The following is an 18,901-nucleotide window of genomic DNA, read 5'->3' on the forward strand; positions in this document are numbered from 1 at the left end:
CTAACCTCCATAATAAGTCAAACCTTCGACAGCTCTTTGGTAACGACTAACACCGTAATCTCCAAAATCAGCTCCTTGAGCTTCTTTATATACTGTCCACAAACTCCAGATAGTATCTTGCAAGATTTTATAGATACGAATCTTCTCGTGAGATACAGGCGTTTTGTAACTTTCATAGTAGGAAAGGAAATCTTCTTCCTCTTGCTTTGTAAATTCAGACTCTAAGAAAAGAGCTGCCAAATCCCACATCGGATCATTCATAGAAGAGTATTCCCAGTCAATCAAATACAAACGACCTTGAGGTGACTCGATAAAGTTTTCTGGTACCAAATCGATATGACAAGACTTTCTGTCAACACCCAAATCAGCCAATCTCTTTTCGAGTGAAAACACATCTTTTCTAACAGCTTCATAGTTTTCATAAGGGATAGATCCCTCAATCAAGGATTCATATTTTCTGATTTCCTCAAAAGGAGAAAACTCTCCTCTTAATTCTTTCCCTGAAGCGTGGATGGTTTGTAAAATTGGTGCAATCTTTTCAAACTTGGACTTAATTGATGTTGAATCAAGAGTTACTGCTGATTCGATGTATTCATTTACTTTGATTCCTGACTCAATATCAAAGAGGTAATTTTTGACATCTAAATCTAAATCCTCTAAAAGTTCAAGATTGTACTTTTCATTTTGACGATTGATGAGTTTTTCGGTTCCTTTACCAAAAAATTTCACAATATACTGTTTGTTGGTTGTTTTAACCAAATAGTTTTGGTTGGTCATGCCTCCCAATTGTTCAACGCTGAGTACTTCCTCTTCATCAGATAGTAAAGAAGAAATTTTTTCTTTGATGAGTTTTTCCACAATTAACCTCCATCTTCTACACTTCCCACTTAAATACTGTTTTGAAAGCAGTATTAAGATCCGTAGCAAAGACACGGTGAATGTCCTTGATTTCTCTCACTGGTTCTTCAACATAAAGGATATTCTTCAGACGATTCGCAAACTTTTTGACTTCCATCATTTGAATGGCCTTCTCAAAATCGACGCGTCCTGAGCGAGATGAGCCTACTAATAACAATCCTTTTTCCAAAGCATCTCGTGTATTGATATTAACCTTGTACTCGCTCACTCCCATCATGAGGATCGTTCCCTGTGGACGAATATAGCGAATCAGGTCATTGATAGCTGGTCCTGTACCATCACCACCGCAACACTCAAATCCATGATCAAAGGTCAAATCCTCTGGGATATTATCCGTGATATAGCACTCTTTTGCAAAAGAGAAGAGCTCCAATTTTTCCCAATGGCGACCAATAACGATAATCTCTGCTTCCGGTAGTGTGTAATTGATAATATTGGCAACCACAAAGGCCAAACTACCATCTCCAATAACAGCGATGCGCTCTCGCTTGCTATGAGCAAGATGCAGGAATCGATCCATGGCATGCATACCAACACTTACAAACTCAGTAATTGCTGCAACTGTATCTTCGATATCATTATAAGAAACGACTCGGTCTTTTGGAAGAGAGACAAATTCTCGCATAAAACCATCGTGACCACTAGATAGGAAGTAGGTCCCTGTCATGTAGTTCTCGTAGAATTCCTTGTCACTCTGCATAGGCGGTTGATTTGGAATCATGACCACCTTTTGACCGACTTCATAAGTCCCAGTCGGATCTGAAATAACAGTTCCACAAGACTCATGAATCATGGCCATAGGAAGTTTTTTAGCCAATATCTTTGGATCACGCTTCCCTTGATAGTATCGTTGATCCGCATGACAAACCGCCATATAATTTGGACGAATCAGGATATGGTTCTCCTGATCAATGTCCTCTTCTTGGTATTGTACATTGATAAACTTTGGTTTTGTCAGTTGATAAATTTGATTAATCATAGCCTTAGTCTTTCTCAATCATGCTTTTTGCGATTTTCAAGTCTGTTACAGTTGTGATTTTAAGGTTTGAATATTCCCCTTTAGCTAGAGCAACATCTTTTCCTTTGATAACAAAAATCTTACATGCATCCGTTAGGATTTCCTTTTCTTGATCAGATAGGGAACCATACAAATCCATGAAATCCTTGCAACGGAAAGTCTGAGGTGTTTGACCTTGATAGAGGTGAGCACGATTTGGAATATCCGTGATAAACTGACCATTAGTACTTTCAACAATGGTATCAACCGCTTCTACTACTGTGTCAACCGCATCATGATTTTGGGCGAGTTTGATATTGTCCTGAATCATGCGAAGTGTAATAAAAGGACGAACAGAGTCATGGGTAATCACGATATCTTCTGGAGTGATTGGACGGTAGGCATTAATGGCTCCTATAATCTTCTCAATACTGGTATTGCGATCAGCACCACCCTTGGTAATGATGATGCGATCCTTGTGAAGAGAAAGATACTTGTCAACTAGGTCCTCAGCGTGTGACACCCAGTCTCCATGAACTCCAACTACAATTTTTTCAATACTTGGTTCCAAAACAAATTTTTCGATTGTGTGGATCAAAATAGGTCGATCACCCAACTCCAAGAATTGTTTTGGTAAATTACTGATTCCCATGCGTGTGCCAGTTCCTCCGGCTAGGATTCCTGCATAGATCATTTATATTCTCCTTTAGTTTATTCTAAAAAACTCATTACTATCTATTATATCACAATATATGCCTATCATGAAGAAAAGATAAAGAACCACCATGTGAATCGGCTCATTATTTAGGATGAAAAATGAACAATATTCAACAAAATCTGAAAAATTATAATAAATTAAGAAATAAATTTAGGTTATTCTCTATACCCCTCATTCAACGTTCGGTTAATATAGAGTTCTTTAGAATATAATAGAAAACTTAAAGAAAACTTAAATATATTTTTAGAAATACAAGAAAAAGCTAGGAAAATTATGGCATCCATTTTTGTAAATTTAAGAAAGCAATCTCTACGATGTTTTAAACTATTGTTAGACTTTTGCTCCCAAAATTGGTAAAATAAAAAAGAAAATAATAGAAAAAGGAAACTATAAACCGCTATGATGAACATGCAGAACATGATGCGCCAAGCACAAAAACTTCAAAAACAAATGGAACAAAGTCAAGCAGAACTCGCTGCCATGGAATTTGTTGGAAAATCAGCTCAAGACCTTGTCCAAGCAACTCTAACTGGTGATAAGAAAGTGGTCAGCATTGACTTTAACCCAGTAGTTGTAGATCCAGAAGATCTTGAAACCCTTTCTGACATGACTGTTCAAGCGATTAACGCTGCACTTGAACAAATTGATGAAACGACTAAGAAGAAACTAGGTGCTTTCGCTGGAAAATTGCCTTTCTAATCCACAAAAAAAGAGAAACAGATGTTTCTCTTTTTTCTTAGAACTCAAAGAATTCCATTGCTTTCTTTAAGAGTAATTCCGTGTATTCCGGATCATCTTGAGCCATTGTGACTTGTGACTGGACCATTTCAAGATCATCCGTTATCATTCCATCTGCTCCAAGTCTGACTGCCTTATCAAAGGACTCAGAACTATTCACAGTCCAAACATATAGTTTCTGATCTGTTGTCCAAAGTTTATTGACAAAGTATTCATCCAAAGTTGAATATTCCATGGTATAACCAGTCACCTTGGTTCTCGGAAACACACTATTATATGGCAGAATGAAGTACACTGGAATTTCAGGATCGTAAGCCAAGACCTTATCAATCACATGATAGTCTAGTGACTGCATCTGGTGCCCATATTTCTTGATCGTCGTTCCATACTTTTCAAGGAAATGGTCCATCATTTGTGGGCTATCTTTTTTACTGGTTTTAATCTCAATCAGCAATTTTTGGTTTAAAGCATTTGCTCGCTCTAAATAGGCATCAAAACTTGAAATCTTTGTTTGATAGCCATTCTCATAAATATCTGTATTTGTTAATTCATCCAGAGTCAAATCTTGCGGCGTAGCATTAATTCTAGCTAGTGATTTAAGGTTGGCATCGTGCATCACCACAAACTGGCCATCCTTCGTTTCTTGCACATCCATCTCGACGAGATCTGGTTTTAGTTGGGCTGTCTTTTCTAAAGACTGTACTGTATTTTGAACACCATTTTTATTACTTACTCCTCTGTGCGAAATTACTAAAGGTGTATTGGTATCCGGAGACTCCAAATAGATGTAACCTTCTAAAGCAAAGAAGATACTTGCACACCCCATGACTCCCCACCTCATCAAATGGTCTTTCTTTCGCCTTGGCATGATCTCCAACTCTTCTCCTGTCAGGAAGGAAACAAACTTCACTAGGAAATAAGTCAGAGTCATGTAATGGAGGTTTTTAATCAAGATAAAATTAATCACACCAAGAATCAAGGATTCTTTTTGAGTAAAATTATCCATTACTGCCTGAGCAAAGAGCAAGGGAATTAACAAGACAAAGAAGAAGAGATAGGTTTTAATGATAATGAGTAGAAGATGCCAAGAGAAGAAAAGGACGTTTTTCTTCGTCTTTTGGAGACTATATTTCACACTTTCTCTTACTGTCTTTCTTTCAAAGAGTATCTTAGGAAGGGCAAACATGAAGCGAACAGAAATGTAGAGAAAGATCCAAGCGGATGCTATGATCAACAGCCCTACCAGCCAGTTCTTATCTTCTAGGTATGTAACGATAAAATCAGGGATAATAATCTTATTGAGATAGTAGATTTTTAAAATTTTCCTAATAAAAGGAAAAAGTAGAGCTACATAAAAGAAGACAAAGGCCATCTTACAAAAGCTCAATCGTTTGACAAATAGAAAACTCTGGTGAAAGACTTTTCGACTATATTCAATCAGGGTTCTCTTTTCATGGTAGAGAAGGTGACGCGCCCCAATGAACAAAAGACAGATTTGAAAATAAGCCACTAAAAGATTGATTGCTATTAAAATGAGAAAGGCTAAACTGACAAAAGGCGAGCCTTGTATAATCGCCCAAAAGTTATTGTAGGAGATAAACAAGTAACCTGTTTGTCTTAGAAGTATGCCAGCTATCCATGAATTCAATGGCAACCAAACAAACTCAACCATCATAAATATCAAGAAAAATAGAAATAGTATTTTATCTAGGTTATAGTATATCTTCCTAAAACCTAGCTTTTTAGGTTTTTCAGGTTTCATAGGCACTCCTAGTCTAAAAATTGAGATAAATCTAAGCCACCGAAAGGATTATTCAGAGAAAAACTACTCTGGTCTTCTATTAATAGCTTTCCTTCATCCGATTCCAAAAAGGCTTCGTAAACACGCGCCGTCATGCGGGCATCCTCTAAACTGTTATGAGACTTCCCGTGAAAACCTAAAAAATTCGCGACAGTTTGTAATTTAAGATTAGCTATACCGTGTAGGTCAGAACTACGCCGTTCAAAAGCCTCATCATATAGATCAACCTTATACTGGTCTCGATAATCGATACCGTGCTCCAAGAGAATGGGCAAATCACTCTTGGCCGCATTATAACCAACCATAGGTAAATTACCAACAAAGGTCTGAAAATCCCTTAAAACTTGCTCCACCATTGGCGCATCTTTTAAGGTTTCAGCTGTGATTCCAGTCAAGCCATTGATAAAACTCTTCAAAGGTGCTGTAGTATGAACATAAGAATCAAAGGCACCTATTTCTTGACCATTTTGAAAGCGAACTGCTGATACTTGAATCAAATGGGTAACCCCTTCGTATTGATTGAACTCCAAATCAAAGGCAATATAATCTCTTAATTTTTCCATCTTTTACCTCGGTTCCGACTCAATTTAAACCATAAATAATAAAAGAAGCTATCAGGTTAGTGAATAACCCAAACAGCTTCTTTATTTTCCTCCAAATAAGCGAGCAAAAAAGCCTTTTTTGGTAGCTTGAACTTCTTCTTTTGCTTGGTCCAACTCTAGTTTCAAACTTTCTTGATCCTTCATAGCTTGAAGAGTTAATTGTTGCTGTTGGTCCAATTGTTTGTCCTTTTCAGCAATCTGTCGATCTTTAACACGCATCTGTTCATCTTTTTCTGCTAACTGCTGGTCTTTGGCCTTGAGCTGCTCATATAAACGAAGAATTTCAGCATTTTTCTCATCGACTAAGATTTCCATCAGTTCGCGTTGTTTGACATCATCACTGACTGGTTCATCTTCAAAAATCGTTTTTTTATAGATTTCTTCTAGCTTAATCAAGCCACTTCGAGTAACTACAGTTACACCTTTGTCATTTTTTTTCGTGTCCTCTTCTGGAAGTTCTTTGACACGATTGTTGATTGCTTGACGAGAGAGTCCTAAGACCTCTGCAATCTCACTGACGGTCATTTCAATACTCATAATATCCTCTGAAACGTTTTCTAGCTTTTCTTTACTTAAATCTTATCATAAGCTAGATAAACTGTCAAATTTCCGCTTAATCCATAGCCTTTAAAAAGGCCAGTAAAACTTGGGCAGAACGACATCCAGCTTCAATGATAAACTCATCAAAAGAGATAGAAGCTTCGTGATTGGCATTGTCGCTCATGGCACGAATGACTAAGAAAGGTAGGCCAAGAGCCTGAGCTGCCTGTGCAATCGCTGCCCCTTCCATTTCAACTGCTAAAACATCTGGAAAGTGAGATTTGATACTAGCAATCCTATCATCACCAGCTACAAAGCTATCTCCTGTAGCAATCAAGCCTAGGTGCCAGGTCTGTTCTAACTGAGATAAGTTTTCTTTAATCCTAGCGATAAAGTTCTTATCGGATTCAAAGTAAAGAGGTTGACCAGCCATCTGACCATAAGCATAGCCAAAAGCAGTTACATCCACATCATGGTAAGCCAACTTATCCGCAATCACTACATCTCCAACGGCAATACCTTCTGCAACTGCACCTGCCGATCCTGTATTGATAACGGCATCTACTTTGAAGTGGTCAGCTAACACCGCTACACTCATAGCTGACATGACCTTTCCAATCCCACTCTGAACTAGAACAACTTCTGTCTTGCCAACAGCGCCAGTATAGTAAGTATTTCCGAGGACTTGGACTTCTTGTGCTCGGTCTAAATTCTGAGTCAAGTGTACGAGTTCTTCTGGCATTGCTGCAATGATTCCAATTTTCATTTTATTTCCTTTTCTATTACAAAAGTTTCATCGCCAACACAAGTAAAATCAAGAGTAGGATGACTGTAAATAAGATTCTGTTTAATTTCGAGTTAAAAACATTTCTCTTGGTATTCTCAATGCGACGGCTCTTATGAATCGTTGGCTCTACTTCGATTGTTAAAGTATCTTGAATAGAATTATAGTCTCTAGAACGTGAATAACCAAAGTTTTGTGAAGAAGTTGATAAAATTTTAGTTTCCTCGTCATCCTGAAGAGGTGGCCCAGAGATTTTCTCTCCACGATTGGCACGTTCGATTATTTCATCTGTTAACAAAGGTTTTCCCATGGGCTACTCCTCTATTTCTTTTGCAATTCCCAGTACTGGATTGCCATAATCGTCTTGGCATCACAGATATGGCCAGACTGAATTAAGTTTTTTGCTTCTTCAAGGCTGACCTCTAGAACTTCCAAGGTTTCATCATCATCTTGCGGACGAGGATTTTCCACCTTAGTTAAATCTCTTGCGAGGTAGAGTTTTAATTTTTCGTTACAAAAACCAATAGCAGAGTAGAAATCATATAGAAGCTCTAACTTACCCGTATAGGCAACCTCCTCCTCCAATTCACGAAGGGCTGCCGACATGGGATCTGCATTTTCACCAATTTCCAGTTTACCAGCAGGAATTTCATAAGAGATAGCTTCAATAGCTTTTCTGTATTGCTTAACAAGGACGATTTTATCCTCAGCTGTTACAGCTAGAACACATACGCCTCCATTGTGAAAAATCAGATCACGTTGGGCAGTTCCCTTCCCTTCTGGTAGTTCCACCTGATCTTGCACTAGCTTAAAAATAGGACCTCGGTAGATTTCCTTCCGGCTAATCGTTTTTTCTTCAAATTCCATGATAGACTCCTACTGATTCTTAGGATGATGAGGCAAACGTAATGCATATTCATCTTTATTAACTTGACGTCCACGTCCAATAGCAATGGCATCAGCTGGAACATCTTTTGTAATCGTTGAACCAGCTCCAACTAGTGAATTATCACCAAGTTCTACTGGAGCAATGATGGTTGAGTTTGATCCAACAAAGACATTGTTGCCAATGACAGTCTTGTACTTATTCTTCCCGTCGTAGTTAACTGTAATCGTACCTGCACCAAAGTTAACATGGCTACCCACTTCACAGTTTCCGATATAGGTTAAATGACCTGCCTTAGTATTTTCACCGATTGAAGATCCTTTTACTTCAACAAAGTTTCCAATGTGAACTTGAGAAGCAAGACTTGAGCCTGGACGAATATGAGCATACGGACCGACTGTCACACCATCTGCAACTGTACTTTCCTCAATCATGGAATTTGTAATCACAGCTCCAGCTCCGATAGCGCTATCTACGATATAAGTTCCATTTGTCAAAACAGTTTCCGACCCAATCTTCGTTTGACCTTTCAAGGTAACGTTGGCTTCGATTTGAACTTCAGGTGCAATCTCGACATCAATATCAATGTAAGTCACTTCAGGATTGACAAAGCTAACACCATTAACCATGTGCTTTTGATTGATACGGCGGCGCATCACTGCTTCCGCAGTGGCAAGAGCCACACGGTCGTTTACTCCAAGACTTTCATCAAAATCCTTGAGAGTATAGGCGCCAACCTTCTCACCTGCGTTACGGAAAATACCAATCACATCAGTAATATAGTATTCACCTTGGGCATTGTTGGTGTTGATGTTTTTAAGGGCCTCAAAAAGACGTTCATTGTCAAATACATATGTTCCTGTATTGATTTCCTTAATTTGCTTTTCAAAGTCTGTGGCATCTTTCTGCTCCACAATGCGAAGAACTTCAGCATTATCGTTACGGACGATACGACCATACCCAAAAGGATCTGCTGCTTCAGCCGTTAAAATAGTCGCCACATTTTTGTGATTGATATGGAAATCCAAGAGATTTTTCAAGCTTTCACCTGTAATCAGAGGAGTATCTCCAGCGATAACCAAGGTGTGCCCAGAGCGGTTTTGGAGAATGGGTTCTGCCATCATTACAGCATGCCCTGTGCCCAGTTGTTCCGATTGAGTGACAAAGTCTGTCTGTCCAGCCAAGACTTGCTCAACTAGCTCCGCCTTGTGTCCCACAACAGTGACTGTTTTTTCAGGTTGAATAGCACCAACACTACGAAAAACATGTTCCAACATCGAAATTCCTGCTACCTTATGAAGTACCTTTGGAAGATCTGATTTCATGCGAGTACCTTTACCCGCTGCTAAAATAATGGCATAATTTGACATACTATTCTCTTTTCTGTAAAAATTCCCTTATATTATACCATAATTTACTTCCTTAGGAGTAAACAAACAGAGAAATAGGGGAAAACATGCTAGTTCATTCATCTTTTCAACGTTTTCTTTGATTTTTTTATCTATTTACGTTAAACTAATTAGATATGAGAAAAGAGATTCATCCAGCTATTATTTTTAGTCTATTCACCATTGTTATAGCTATTTTAATCTTTAATAAACCAGCTTATGAAGACCATTCGGTCAAGTCAAAAAGCAACACTGTCCAAGTTGAAAACCAGGCCTTGCATAATCTTGATAAACCCATTATTGACATTTCTGGTTGGCAAAGACCGGAGGAGATAAACTACGATATTTTATCTCAAAATATTTCTGGAGCTATTGTTCGTGTGCACAGTGGTACTCAACACACGGAAGCAAATAATGCAGCCTTTATCAACGGGGTTGATAAATCCTATAAAAATCACATTTCAGAATTTCAAAAGCGCAATGTCCCCGTAGCCGTTTATGCTTATCTAGCTGGTACGAACAAAGAAGAAATGGAAAAAGCGGCTGAAGTTTTCTACAATTCTGCTTCTCCATATAATCCTAGTTATTACTGGCTTGACGTTGAGGAAAAAACAATGGCCGATATGAATGACGGAGTCGAAGCTTTTCGGGCTAAACTTGAATCGCTGGGCGCTAAAAATATCGGGATTTACATTGGTGTTTATTTCATGCAAGAACATAGCATCAATACGAAGAATTTCTCCGCTGTTTGGATTCCTTCTTATGGGACAGACTCAGGCTACTTTGAGGCCACACCCAATACTGATTTAGACTATGACCTCCATCAGTATACTTCCAAAGGAAAAATTGCAGGATTTGAACATCACCTAGACATCAATCTCATTTCTACTGATAAGGAAAAAGAAGAAACCTTCAGAAAGCTATTTTTAAGACCATAAAGCAAGTGAAAATCGCAACTTTTTCACTTGCTTTTTCATTTTTTTGCCGTCTGTGTTATAATTGATAGGATAGAAAAAGAAATTTATGAAATTGAGGAGTCTAATATGTTTTCATGGATTGCAAGAGTTATTAAAGGAATCGTCATCGCCTTAGGATTTATCCTACCTGGAATTTCTGGTGGTGTTCTGGCAGCGATTTTGGGGATCTACGAGCGAATGATTGGCTTTCTTGCTCATCCCTTTAAGGATTTTAAAGAGAATGTCCTATACTTTATCCCAGTAGCTATTGGGATGTTGCTAGGTATTGGTTTGTTTTCCTATCCGATCGAGTATTTGCTAGAAAATTACCAAGTCTATGTTTTATGGAGCTTTGCTGGAGCTATCATTGGTACAGTTCCTAGTCTCCTTAAAGAATCTACTCGAGAATCTGATCGTGATAAGGTTGACCTAGTCTGGTTCTGGACCACCTTTATCCTTTCAGGACTAGGGCTCTACGCGCTAAACTTTGTTGTTGGTTCTCTCAGCGCCAGTTTCGCTAGTTTCATCTTAGCGGGTGTTCTTTTAGCTCTTGGTGTCTTGGTACCTGGTTTAAGTCCATCAAATCTACTCTTGATTTTAGGACTGTACGCTCCAATGTTAACTGGCTTTAAGACCTTTGATTTATTTGGTACCTTCCTTCCTATCGGGATTGGTGCGGGTGCAACTCTCATCGTTTTTTCAAAATTAATGGACCATGCCTTGAACAACTACCACTCCCGTGTTTATCACTTTATTATTGGAATTGTGCTATCAAGCACCCTCTTGATTTTGATTCCAAATGCTGGAAGTGCTGAAAGTATCCAATACACTGGACTTTCCATCGTAAGCTATGTTCTCATCGCCTTCTTCTTTGCACTTGGCATTTGGCTTGGTATCTGGATGAGTCAATTGGAGGATAAGTATAAATAATGGCAAAGAAAGTTAAGATTAAGAAAACCTTGGTCGAACAAATCTTGACCAAGGCAGGAATTGAGCACACAGGGATTCAAATCAATGCGCTTGAGGGTGAACTTCCTTCGGAATATGATCGAACACATATTTTTAAAACCTTGGCTCTGCTGGGGGACAAGACAGGCCCAATTATCGGAATCGTCCCCATAACAGAACACCTCGCTGAAAAAAAATTAGCAAAGGTTTCTGGTAATAAAAAAGTGAGTATGATTCCACAAAAAGACCTAGAAAAAACGACAGGCTATATTCATGGGGCAAATAACCCCGTCGGTATTCGCCAAAAACACAACTATCCTATTTTTATTGATCAAAAAGCCTTGGATTTGGATAAAATGATTGTCTCTGCTGGGGAAGTCGGGCATAGTATCATTATTGCTCCACAAGACTTGGCTAGCTTTGTGAAAGCAGATTTTGCAGATATCTTGGAGGAAGACAACTGATGAAACTCTATTTTGTGCGTCATGGCCGAACTATCTGGAATCTTGAAGGACGTTTCCAAGGTGCCGGAGGGGACTCACCTCTTCTTCCTGAGTCTATTGATACCTTAAAGGCGCTCGGTCAATATCTCAGCAATATCCCTTTCGATGAGATTTATTCAAGTGATTTACCAAGAGCGGTCAAATCTGCTGAAATTATCCAAAGTCAACTCCAGATACAATGTCCTTTAAAGGCTATTCCTGACCTGCGTGAATGGCATCTCGGAAAACTAGAGGGATTAAAAATTGCAACATTAGAGGCCATCTACCCACAACAAATCAAGGCTTTTCGTACAAACTTAGCTAAGTTCGATACAAGAATGTTTGAAGCGGAATCCCTCTACTCTACAACTCAACGCACCATTCAATTTATCAAATCTCTGAAGGGGAGTCAGGCTGAGAGAGTTCTAATCGTTGGTCATGGTGCGAATCTCACTGCTAGTCTTCGTACCCTTCTCGGTTATAAAGAACCCCTTCTTCGAAAAGATGGAGGTTTAGCAAATGCTAGTCTAACAGTTTTAGAAACCGAGGATTTTGAAACCTTCACTCTTGAAAGGTGGAATGACACTTCCTATCAGGGAAAGTAATGGAACTTGATCTTAATGGTCAAGTTCTTTTTAGTTTTCAAAGAATATCCGTGAATTTCTCTGTTATTTATGATAAAATGGGAGTATCGTGAAAAATTGATTTATTATTTCAAAATTTGATTAAAAATTAGGAGGAACCCATGTCTACAGAACATATGGAAGAACTAAATGACCAGCAGATCGTTCGCCGTGAAAAAATGGCTGCGCTTCGTGAACAAGGAATTGATCCTTTCGGTAAACGTTTTGAACGTACTGCTAACTCTCAAGAACTAAAAGACAAATTTGCAGAACTCGATAAAGAACAATTACATGAATTAAACGAAACTGCTACTATCGCTGGACGTTTAGTTAGTAAACGTGGTAAAGGAAAAGTCGGCTTCGCCCATCTTCAAGACCGAGAAGGTCAAATCCAAATCTACGTTCGTAAAGATGAAGTTGGTGAAGAAAACTACGAAATCTTCAAAAAGGCTGACCTTGGTGACTTCCTTGGTGTCGAAGGTGAAGTCATGCGAACAGATATGGGAGAACTTTCTATCAAGGCAACTCACATTACACACTTGTCTAAAGCACTTCGCCCGCTTCCTGAGAAATTCCACGGTTTGACTGACGTTGAAACAATTTACCGTAAACGTTACCTTGATTTAATTTCAAATCGCGAAAGTTTTGAACGCTTTGTCACTCGTTCAAAAATCATCTCTGAAATTCGTCGTTATCTAGATGGACATGATTTTCTTGAAGTGGAAACACCTGTACTTCACAACGAGGCCGGTGGTGCTGCTGCCAAACCATTTATTACACACCACAATGCTCAAAATATTGACATGGTGCTTCGGATAGCTCTAGAACTTCATCTTAAACGTCTAATTGTCGGTGGTATGGAACGCGTCTATGAGATTGGCCGTATCTTCCGTAACGAAGGAATGGATGCAACTCATAATCCTGAATTTACTATGATTGAGGTTTACCAAGCTTATGCCGATTTCCATGATATTATGGATTTGACAGAAGGTATTATCCAGCATGCTGCAAAGGCTGTCAAAGGTGATGGTCCAGTCAACTACCAAGGTACTGAAATCAAAATCAATGAACCATTTAAACGTGTTCACATGGTGGATGCTATCAAAGAAACTACTGGTGTAGACTTCTGGCAAGATATGACTTTCGAGGAAGCCAAAGCTATCGCTGCTGAGAAGAAAGTTCCAGTTGAGAAACACTACACTGAAGTTGGTCACATCATCAATGCCTTCTTTGAAGAATTTGTCGAAGAAACATTGATCCAACCAACCTTCGTTTATGGACATCCAGTAGCTGTCTCTCCACTTGCTAAGAAAAACCCTGAAGATGAACGCTTTACTGACCGTTTTGAGCTCTTTATCATGACTAAGGAGTACGGTAATGCCTATTCTGAGTTGAACGACCCAATCGACCAGCTTAGCCGTTTCGAAGCCCAAGCAAAAGCCAAAGAACTTGGTGATGATGAGGCAACAGGTATCGACTATGACTACATCGAAGCTCTTGAATACGGTATGCCACCAACAGGTGGTTTGGGTATCGGTATCGACCGTCTTTGCATGCTCCTCACTGATACAACCACTATCCGTGATGTATTGCTCTTCCCAACAATGAAATAATACTCTTCGAAAATCTCTTCAAACTACGTCAGCGTTGCCTTGCCGTAGATATATGTTCCTGACTTTGTCAGTCTTATCTACAACCTCAAAACAGTGTTTTGAGCAGCCTGCGGCTAGCTTCCTAGTTTGCTCTTTGATTTTCATTGAGTATAAACTCTTATCCTCTGGTACTTGCCAGAGGATTTTTCGATACAAAAAGAGACTGAGGAAAAACTCAATCTCTTTTTCTTATTCTTGATTTTTAACTTGACTGGTGGCTACATCTTCCCCAAACCATTTCTGGCTGATTTCCTGGAATTTTTCTTCTTGGTATAGTGATACAAAGGCTTGATTCAAGGCAGCTAGCAAAGTTTTATCAGCAGGTCTAACACCCACTGCAAAAGCTTCACTTTCAAATCCAGCTGAAAAGACATTGTAGTCATTTAATATTCCTTCAGACTGGAGATAATAATTGGCATATACCCGGTCAATTAACAAGGCATCAATCCGATCATTTTTCAAATCAATTAAGGCTTCATTGAAACTTTGGTATTGATTAGCCTTCTGGTCTTTGACACGATTTTTCAATAAGTCTGGCTGGGCTTCAAAATCCAAATAACCAGAAGATCCAGCCTGAGCCCCTAAAACTTTGTCTGTCATATCCTGAATTGAGTGGATATTTTGAGACTTTTTAGAGACCAAAACTTGTTGATTTTCCATGTAAGGAATGGTAAAGGCAACCTTCTCTTTCCGTTCATCTGTAGCTGTATAGCCATTCCAGATGGCATCAATGGTACCATTTTGTAGTTCGGTTTCTTTCATATCCCAATCGATGGGTTGAAATTTAATCTGAATTCCTAGCTTTTCAGAAACAGCTTGGGCTAGGTCAATATCAAAGCCCGCGTACTGGCCATTCTTTTCCTCAAATCCCATGGGAACAAAGGTATTGTCAAAGCCAATGGTAATGCTACCCTGCTTTTGATATTTGGCCAAATTATTCTGATTTGGATCACTTGCCTTCTGAGTACAAGCTGTCAGGAAGAAGCTAAAGAACAGAGCAAGTACAAGGGCAATTTTCTTTCTCTTCATAGGCACCTCCTACTCCTATTTTGGATCAACCTTAAGGATCTGATCAGCAATGTTTTCCGCAAACTGAAGATCGTGGGTCACAACAATCTGGGTCATCCCACGCTCTTTATTTTGAAGGATAAGTTTTTCTACTTCTAATCGCAATTCTGGGTCTAAGGCTGATGTAGGCTCATCATATCCAATAATTTCTGGGTTTATCATCATAGCACGCGCTAAGGCCACCCGTTGTTTTTGCCCACCAGATAATGAGAACGGAAAGGCATCTGCATGCCCAGCTAACCCAAGTTGTTCTAACAAACCACGAGCCTTCTTCTCAGCTACTTCCTTCTCCATGCTCATCGTTTTTATGGGCGACAGAGTTAAGTTATCTAGAACTGACAAATGTGGAAAGAGTTGAAAATCTTGGAAAACAAATCCCAGAAGATTGCGCTTTTCTAGTTCGTCTATAGCTAGCGATTCACCGTTATAGTAGATTTCTCCAGAATCGATGGTTTCCAGTCCAGCTAGCATACGTAATAGGGTTGTCTTTCCGCCTCCTGATGGACCTACGATTGCAAGGATTTGCTTTTCAGGAATTGATAGACTGAAATTAGTTAAGATTTGTTTGCCACCAAAGGCTTTGTTGATGTTTCGTAATTCTAACATAGCAATCCTCCTATCTGTAATAACTGTACTTCTTCTCAAGTTTTTTCGCTACAATGGTTACAAGACCAATCATGATCAAATAAATCGCCCCAGCTAAAAACATAGGCACAAGGCTGGCATCTCGATTGGCTGCTGTCCGACTTGCCAAAATCAAATCTGAAATCCCAAGGGCATAAACCAATGAAGTATCCTTGACCAGACTCATAATTTCATTAAAGACACTCGGTAAAACAATCTTTGTAACCTGTGGCAAAATGATATAGCGCACTGTGTCAAAAGGACTAAACTTCAAGACCTTAGCAGCCTCATACTGTCCTTTGGGAATGGTTTCAATCCCTCCACGAAAGATTTCAGCAAAGTAGGCTGCATAGTTCAATACAAAAGCAATCACAGCAGCTGGCAAACGATCTAAACGTATCCCAACACTAGGGAGCACATAGTAAATAAAGATTAATTGCAAAAGCAAGGGAGTTCCTCGCATTACCCAAATATAAAGGTCAATCAGATAATGGAGGGGTTTCCAACGGACTTGCAAAGCAAAGGCAACGACAATACCTAAGGGAATTGAAAAAATTAAAACCAGAGCAAAGACTTGAAGTGTCATACTTGCACCGTTTAACAAACTTGGTAATATCTCAAACATATAAGACATACTGCACCTCCTAAAAATAATTGTTCCTATTATAGCATAAATAAACAATTTAGCAAGAGTAATTGTAAAAAAATTCCATTTCTCCTAAAAAAACGTATCTGACAAATTGACGGATACGTTTTTCGAGAGATAACTTTTAAAGTGTTTCTAAGAGTTCTTGCATCTGAACATCATCTGGAATGAGTTTTAAATAAGCTTCAACTTGTATCTTGGCCTCTTCAAAATATCCTAATTCACGCAGGAGATAGCTATACTGCTCCAGAAACTCAGGATTATCCTTGAGGTCAGACGATAGTTCCTGATAGAGCTCATAGGCCTTATCTAAATCCTCGATTTCCTGGTAAGAACGGGCAATCATCCACCTAGTCAAGAGATTTTCAGGTTCTTGACTTTGGAGAGCAATGATATCTTCATACCGCTCTTGTTCCATATAAATAGTTGCAAGGCGAAGGAAAATTTCTTCTGTATCCTCTGCATCATCCTTAGCAGTAAGGAGAAACTGCTCTGCAGCACTAGGATCATGCAATTCGTACGAGAACTGAGAAGCAGCTAGTAAGAGCCGAGTCTCAAATGGATTTTTCTCCAGTCCTTTTTTAACGATACTAAGGGCCTCTTCCACCTGATGTTCCTTATGCAAGGCTTGACTATAACCATACTCATATCCTTCAAAATCTGGTGAAATGGTATCAATCTGCTTAAAGTAAAGAACAGATTTTTGATACTCTTCTTGGTCAAAGTAAAGACTGGCCAGTTCAAAGGCAGTTTGGTCATCATATTCTAATTCTAAAGCTTTTTCTAAGAATTCTGTTGCAGCTTCAAACTTACCTAACTGGGCATAAGCATAGCCAATTCGCTGATAAGTTGAGACACCCGTTTGCTCATAGATAGAGCGATTGTCTAATTGAGCATAGCCCTGAATGGCTTCTTGATAATTCCCTAACTCGCTATCCAACTCAGCCAAACCAAAAACTAATAAGGCATCATCTGAGTAATTTAAGGCTTCCAGTAACTTTTCGCGTGCTACATCTGTCAATCCTTCCAACTGATAGAGGTCTGCCTTCAAGGCCAAGGCCGATACATACCAGTCACTTTCGGGTGTAATTTCCTCAAGGTAAGCAAAGGCTTCTTCAACATTGCCATCCTCGCTAGCAATGCTAGCTAAGTTCAGATTCACTTCTGGAAATTCTGTAACGATATTTTGGTAAATTTCTTTTGCTTGAGGATAAAAGCCAATTCCCTCTAGATAGCTTGCTAGTTCATAGAGAACTTCACTTGAATCTGTTTCGACTGCTTTGTGAAAATACTGATCCGCTTTGCTTAAATCTTGGTCCTCCAAAGCTTGGAGCATGCGTTGACTATTGTTCACTCTTGATTTCCTCCCCTTCTTCTTCATACAAACCGCTGACTTTTTTGTACCAGTTAAAGATAGCTGAGATAACGACCTTGGCAGAGGCATAGACTGGGATTCCCAGCAAGACTCCCCAAATACCAAACATAGACCCTGAAGTTAGGAGAACAAAGAGGACATTGATCGGATGGATGTTTAGCTGACTACCTAAAATAAGCGGAGAAACGAAGCGACCTTCAATCGTTTGTTCAACAATAAAGACAATAATCACTTTCAAAAGCATCACAGGCCCCGCTATTAAGCCCAAAACTAAAGCAGGCAACATCGCTAGAAAACTACCTAGGTAAGGTACTAGATTGAGGATACCAGCCGTGATACCAAGTGTTACAGCATACCTGAGACCAATAATCTTAAAGAAGATAATAAACATAATCGCCACGATAATAGCAACTGTAACCTGCCCTCTAACGTAGTTTGACAACTGTTTATTAACATCTGACAAAACTTGTCCTACTGGTTCTTTTAACTTCGTAGGAATAAACTTGGTCAAATAATCTCGCAAACCTTTTCCATCACGTAAAAGATAAAAGAGCATAAAAGGTACGATAATGACCGCTACAATAACCTGGGATACACTGCTGACAAAGGCACTCACCCAGTTAACGGCTTGGGAAGAGATTTTGCTCGCCCACATGGTCGCTTCAGTAGAAATATTCGCAAGAACCTGCTCCAACTGCGGCCTAAAATCATCTGGCAAACGTTTGGTTACCAGGTCATTGATCACCTTATCAGCATCTTCCAGGTATGTCGGCACATTCTTCGCAAAATTTAAGACATGACGTTGCAGATTTGGAATAGCAACCGCTAGCCCCCAAATGATAAAGAGACCAATTATAACAAAGAGAATACTAATGGCAAGAACACGATTGATTTTGTGTTTCTCCATCCAATCAACAATCGGATTGAGGAGATAATAAAGTAAACCAGATAAAATAACTGGCAACATGACAACTCCTAGAAAATCTAAAACTGGTAAAAGAATAAAACTAATCTTACTTAGAATGAAAAGGTTCAAGCCCAGTAACAGGGTCACCAAGAATACAGTAATAGCTTTGTTATCTAAAAACCACTTGAAGAACCAAGATAGGCTAAAATGTTTCTCTTTATGTTCCATAAATACATCCTTTCTGTCAT

Annotated in this window: 21 protein-coding genes; 6 read left to right on the forward strand and 15 right to left on the reverse strand. The window is 39.1% G+C overall.

Annotated features, from left to right (window positions below):
* From HMPREF1149_RS03500 to HMPREF1149_RS03510, 3 genes are read right to left on the reverse strand one after another with little or no spacing between them, the layout of a single operon-like run.
* Complete coding sequence (locus HMPREF1149_RS03500) at nucleotides 1-858, reverse strand: phosphotransferase family protein (protein WP_000413088.1); 858 nt, start codon at nucleotides 856-858, stop codon at nucleotides 1-3.
* Nucleotides 859-874: 16 nt separating this feature from the next.
* The gene (locus HMPREF1149_RS03505) at nucleotides 875-1,897 is read right to left on the reverse strand and encodes a ribitol-5-phosphate dehydrogenase (protein WP_000609918.1); all 1,023 of its coding nucleotides are present in this window, start codon (nucleotides 1,895-1,897) and stop codon (nucleotides 875-877) included.
* Between the two features lie 4 nt (nucleotides 1,898-1,901).
* Nucleotides 1,902-2,609, reverse strand: coding sequence for an IspD/TarI family cytidylyltransferase (locus tag HMPREF1149_RS03510; RefSeq protein WP_000638518.1), 708 nt, complete (start codon nucleotides 2,607-2,609; stop codon nucleotides 1,902-1,904).
* A 423-nt stretch (nucleotides 2,610-3,032) separates the two neighbouring features.
* Between HMPREF1149_RS03510 and HMPREF1149_RS03515 the strand changes: the two genes are divergently transcribed.
* Nucleotides 3,033-3,332 carry a YbaB/EbfC family nucleoid-associated protein gene (locus HMPREF1149_RS03515; protein ID WP_000981517.1) on the forward strand — a complete coding sequence of 100 codons (300 nt, stop codon included), beginning with the start codon at nucleotides 3,033-3,035 and terminating at the stop codon, nucleotides 3,330-3,332.
* A 37-nt stretch (nucleotides 3,333-3,369) separates the two neighbouring features.
* On the opposite strand, the gene HMPREF1149_RS03520 is transcribed toward HMPREF1149_RS03515, so the two are convergent.
* From HMPREF1149_RS03520 to glmU, 7 genes are all read right to left on the reverse strand, one after another.
* Nucleotides 3,370-5,133 (reverse strand): glycerophosphoryl diester phosphodiesterase membrane domain-containing protein, encoded by a 1,764-nt coding sequence (locus tag HMPREF1149_RS03520; RefSeq protein ID WP_000801710.1) that lies wholly within the window; start codon nucleotides 5,131-5,133, stop codon nucleotides 3,370-3,372.
* Between the two features lie 8 nt (nucleotides 5,134-5,141).
* The gene (locus tag HMPREF1149_RS03525) at nucleotides 5,142-5,735 is read right to left on the reverse strand and encodes a 3'-5' exonuclease (RefSeq protein WP_000413632.1); all 594 of its coding nucleotides are present in this window, start codon (nucleotides 5,733-5,735) and stop codon (nucleotides 5,142-5,144) included.
* Nucleotides 5,736-5,816: 81 nt separating this feature from the next.
* Entirely contained in the window at nucleotides 5,817-6,311 is a 495-nt protein-coding gene (gene rocS / locus HMPREF1149_RS03530; RefSeq protein WP_000021249.1) for a chromosome segregation protein RocS, read from the reverse strand.
* A 76-nt stretch (nucleotides 6,312-6,387) separates the two neighbouring features.
* Nucleotides 6,388-7,080, reverse strand: a complete 693-nt coding sequence (locus HMPREF1149_RS03535; RefSeq protein ID WP_000689804.1) for a 5'-methylthioadenosine/adenosylhomocysteine nucleosidase — start codon at nucleotides 7,078-7,080, stop codon at nucleotides 6,388-6,390.
* Nucleotides 7,081-7,096: 16 nt separating this feature from the next.
* Nucleotides 7,097-7,408 carry a cell wall synthase accessory phosphoprotein MacP gene (gene macP / locus HMPREF1149_RS03540; RefSeq protein ID WP_000517856.1) on the reverse strand — a complete coding sequence of 104 codons (312 nt, stop codon included), beginning with the start codon at nucleotides 7,406-7,408 and terminating at the stop codon, nucleotides 7,097-7,099.
* Between the two features lie 11 nt (nucleotides 7,409-7,419).
* The gene (locus HMPREF1149_RS03545) at nucleotides 7,420-7,965 is read right to left on the reverse strand and encodes an NUDIX hydrolase (RefSeq protein WP_000393802.1); all 546 of its coding nucleotides are present in this window, start codon (nucleotides 7,963-7,965) and stop codon (nucleotides 7,420-7,422) included.
* 9 nt (nucleotides 7,966-7,974) lie between these two features.
* On the reverse strand, nucleotides 7,975-9,354 hold the full coding sequence (gene glmU / locus HMPREF1149_RS03550) for a bifunctional UDP-N-acetylglucosamine diphosphorylase/glucosamine-1-phosphate N-acetyltransferase GlmU (protein WP_000073754.1): 1,380 nt from the start codon (nucleotides 9,352-9,354) through the stop codon (nucleotides 7,975-7,977).
* A gap of 155 nt (nucleotides 9,355-9,509) precedes the next feature.
* Between glmU and HMPREF1149_RS03555 the strand changes: the two genes are divergently transcribed.
* From HMPREF1149_RS03555 to lysS, 5 genes are all read left to right on the forward strand, one after another.
* Nucleotides 9,510-10,310, forward strand: a complete 801-nt coding sequence (locus tag HMPREF1149_RS03555) for a glycoside hydrolase family 25 protein (RefSeq protein ID WP_001224384.1) — start codon at nucleotides 9,510-9,512, stop codon at nucleotides 10,308-10,310.
* A gap of 105 nt (nucleotides 10,311-10,415) precedes the next feature.
* Nucleotides 10,416-11,258 carry a DUF368 domain-containing protein gene (locus tag HMPREF1149_RS03560; RefSeq protein ID WP_000493300.1) on the forward strand — a complete coding sequence of 281 codons (843 nt, stop codon included), beginning with the start codon at nucleotides 10,416-10,418 and terminating at the stop codon, nucleotides 11,256-11,258.
* On the forward strand, nucleotides 11,258-11,740 hold the full coding sequence (locus HMPREF1149_RS03565; protein ID WP_001085915.1) for an aminoacyl-tRNA deacylase: 483 nt from the start codon (nucleotides 11,258-11,260) through the stop codon (nucleotides 11,738-11,740). Before HMPREF1149_RS03560 ends, HMPREF1149_RS03565 begins: the two co-directional genes overlap by 1 nt.
* Entirely contained in the window at nucleotides 11,740-12,363 is a 624-nt protein-coding gene (locus HMPREF1149_RS03570) for a histidine phosphatase family protein (RefSeq protein ID WP_000780793.1), read from the forward strand. Before HMPREF1149_RS03565 ends, HMPREF1149_RS03570 begins: the two co-directional genes overlap by 1 nt.
* Before the next feature lie 140 nt (nucleotides 12,364-12,503).
* Entirely contained in the window at nucleotides 12,504-13,994 is a 1,491-nt protein-coding gene (gene lysS / locus HMPREF1149_RS03575) for a lysine--tRNA ligase (RefSeq protein ID WP_000102435.1), read from the forward strand.
* 228 nt (nucleotides 13,995-14,222) lie between these two features.
* Here lysS and HMPREF1149_RS03580 read toward each other — a convergent pair whose 3' ends face one another.
* The 5 genes from HMPREF1149_RS03580 to HMPREF1149_RS03600 form a co-directional block, all read right to left on the reverse strand.
* Nucleotides 14,223-15,062: an amino acid ABC transporter substrate-binding protein gene (locus tag HMPREF1149_RS03580; RefSeq protein WP_000823419.1), complete on the reverse strand. Its 840-nt coding sequence runs from the start codon at nucleotides 15,060-15,062 to the stop codon at nucleotides 14,223-14,225.
* Nucleotides 15,063-15,077: 15 nt separating this feature from the next.
* Nucleotides 15,078-15,707, reverse strand: coding sequence for an amino acid ABC transporter ATP-binding protein (locus HMPREF1149_RS03585; protein WP_000891744.1), 630 nt, complete (start codon nucleotides 15,705-15,707; stop codon nucleotides 15,078-15,080).
* 10 nt (nucleotides 15,708-15,717) lie between these two features.
* On the reverse strand, nucleotides 15,718-16,359 hold the full coding sequence (locus tag HMPREF1149_RS03590; RefSeq protein WP_000121160.1) for an amino acid ABC transporter permease: 642 nt from the start codon (nucleotides 16,357-16,359) through the stop codon (nucleotides 15,718-15,720).
* 136 nt (nucleotides 16,360-16,495) lie between these two features.
* Nucleotides 16,496-17,725, reverse strand: coding sequence for a tetratricopeptide repeat protein (locus HMPREF1149_RS03595; protein ID WP_001065987.1), 1,230 nt, complete (start codon nucleotides 17,723-17,725; stop codon nucleotides 16,496-16,498).
* A complete protein-coding gene (locus tag HMPREF1149_RS03600) occupies nucleotides 17,715-18,881 on the reverse strand; it encodes an AI-2E family transporter (RefSeq protein ID WP_000400302.1) in 1,167 nt (388 codons plus the stop codon). Before HMPREF1149_RS03600 ends, HMPREF1149_RS03595 begins: the two co-directional genes overlap by 11 nt.
* Nucleotides 18,882-18,901: the final 20 nt, after the last annotated feature.

It is taken from the genome of Streptococcus sp. BS35b (assembly GCF_000286475.1).
In the GTDB taxonomy this organism is placed as follows: Bacteria; Bacillota; Bacilli; order Lactobacillales; family Streptococcaceae; genus Streptococcus; species Streptococcus oralis_W.

Excerpts from the sequence above, each read along its gene's own strand:
- HMPREF1149_RS03505 (WP_000609918.1), bottom strand. The coding sequence starts at position 1,897 with ATGATTAATCAAATTTATCAACTGACAAAACCAAAGTTTATCAATGTA.
- HMPREF1149_RS03510 (WP_000638518.1), bottom strand. The coding sequence starts at position 2,609 with ATGATCTATGCAGGAATCCTAGCCGGAGGAACTGGCACACGCATGGGA.
- HMPREF1149_RS03515 (WP_000981517.1), top strand. The coding sequence starts at position 3,033 with ATGATGAACATGCAGAACATGATGCGCCAAGCACAAAAACTTCAAAAA.
- HMPREF1149_RS03520 (WP_000801710.1), bottom strand. The coding sequence starts at position 5,133 with ATGAAACCTGAAAAACCTAAAAAGCTAGGTTTTAGGAAGATATACTAT.
- HMPREF1149_RS03525 (WP_000413632.1), bottom strand. The coding sequence starts at position 5,735 with ATGGAAAAATTAAGAGATTATATTGCCTTTGATTTGGAGTTCAATCAA.
- rocS (WP_000021249.1), bottom strand. The coding sequence starts at position 6,311 with ATGAGTATTGAAATGACCGTCAGTGAGATTGCAGAGGTCTTAGGACTC.
- HMPREF1149_RS03535 (WP_000689804.1), bottom strand. The coding sequence starts at position 7,080 with ATGAAAATTGGAATCATTGCAGCAATGCCAGAAGAACTCGTACACTTG.
- macP (WP_000517856.1), bottom strand. The coding sequence starts at position 7,408 with ATGGGAAAACCTTTGTTAACAGATGAAATAATCGAACGTGCCAATCGT.
- HMPREF1149_RS03545 (WP_000393802.1), bottom strand. The coding sequence starts at position 7,965 with ATGGAATTTGAAGAAAAAACGATTAGCCGGAAGGAAATCTACCGAGGT.
- glmU (WP_000073754.1), bottom strand. The coding sequence starts at position 9,354 with ATGTCAAATTATGCCATTATTTTAGCAGCGGGTAAAGGTACTCGCATG.
- HMPREF1149_RS03555 (WP_001224384.1), top strand. The coding sequence starts at position 9,510 with ATGAGAAAAGAGATTCATCCAGCTATTATTTTTAGTCTATTCACCATT.
- HMPREF1149_RS03560 (WP_000493300.1), top strand. The coding sequence starts at position 10,416 with ATGTTTTCATGGATTGCAAGAGTTATTAAAGGAATCGTCATCGCCTTA.
- HMPREF1149_RS03565 (WP_001085915.1), top strand. The coding sequence starts at position 11,258 with ATGGCAAAGAAAGTTAAGATTAAGAAAACCTTGGTCGAACAAATCTTG.
- HMPREF1149_RS03570 (WP_000780793.1), top strand. The coding sequence starts at position 11,740 with ATGAAACTCTATTTTGTGCGTCATGGCCGAACTATCTGGAATCTTGAA.
- lysS (WP_000102435.1), top strand. The coding sequence starts at position 12,504 with ATGTCTACAGAACATATGGAAGAACTAAATGACCAGCAGATCGTTCGC.
- HMPREF1149_RS03580 (WP_000823419.1), bottom strand. The coding sequence starts at position 15,062 with ATGAAGAGAAAGAAAATTGCCCTTGTACTTGCTCTGTTCTTTAGCTTC.
- HMPREF1149_RS03585 (WP_000891744.1), bottom strand. The coding sequence starts at position 15,707 with ATGTTAGAATTACGAAACATCAACAAAGCCTTTGGTGGCAAACAAATC.
- HMPREF1149_RS03590 (WP_000121160.1), bottom strand. The coding sequence starts at position 16,359 with ATGTCTTATATGTTTGAGATATTACCAAGTTTGTTAAACGGTGCAAGT.
- HMPREF1149_RS03600 (WP_000400302.1), bottom strand. The coding sequence starts at position 18,881 with ATGGAACATAAAGAGAAACATTTTAGCCTATCTTGGTTCTTCAAGTGG.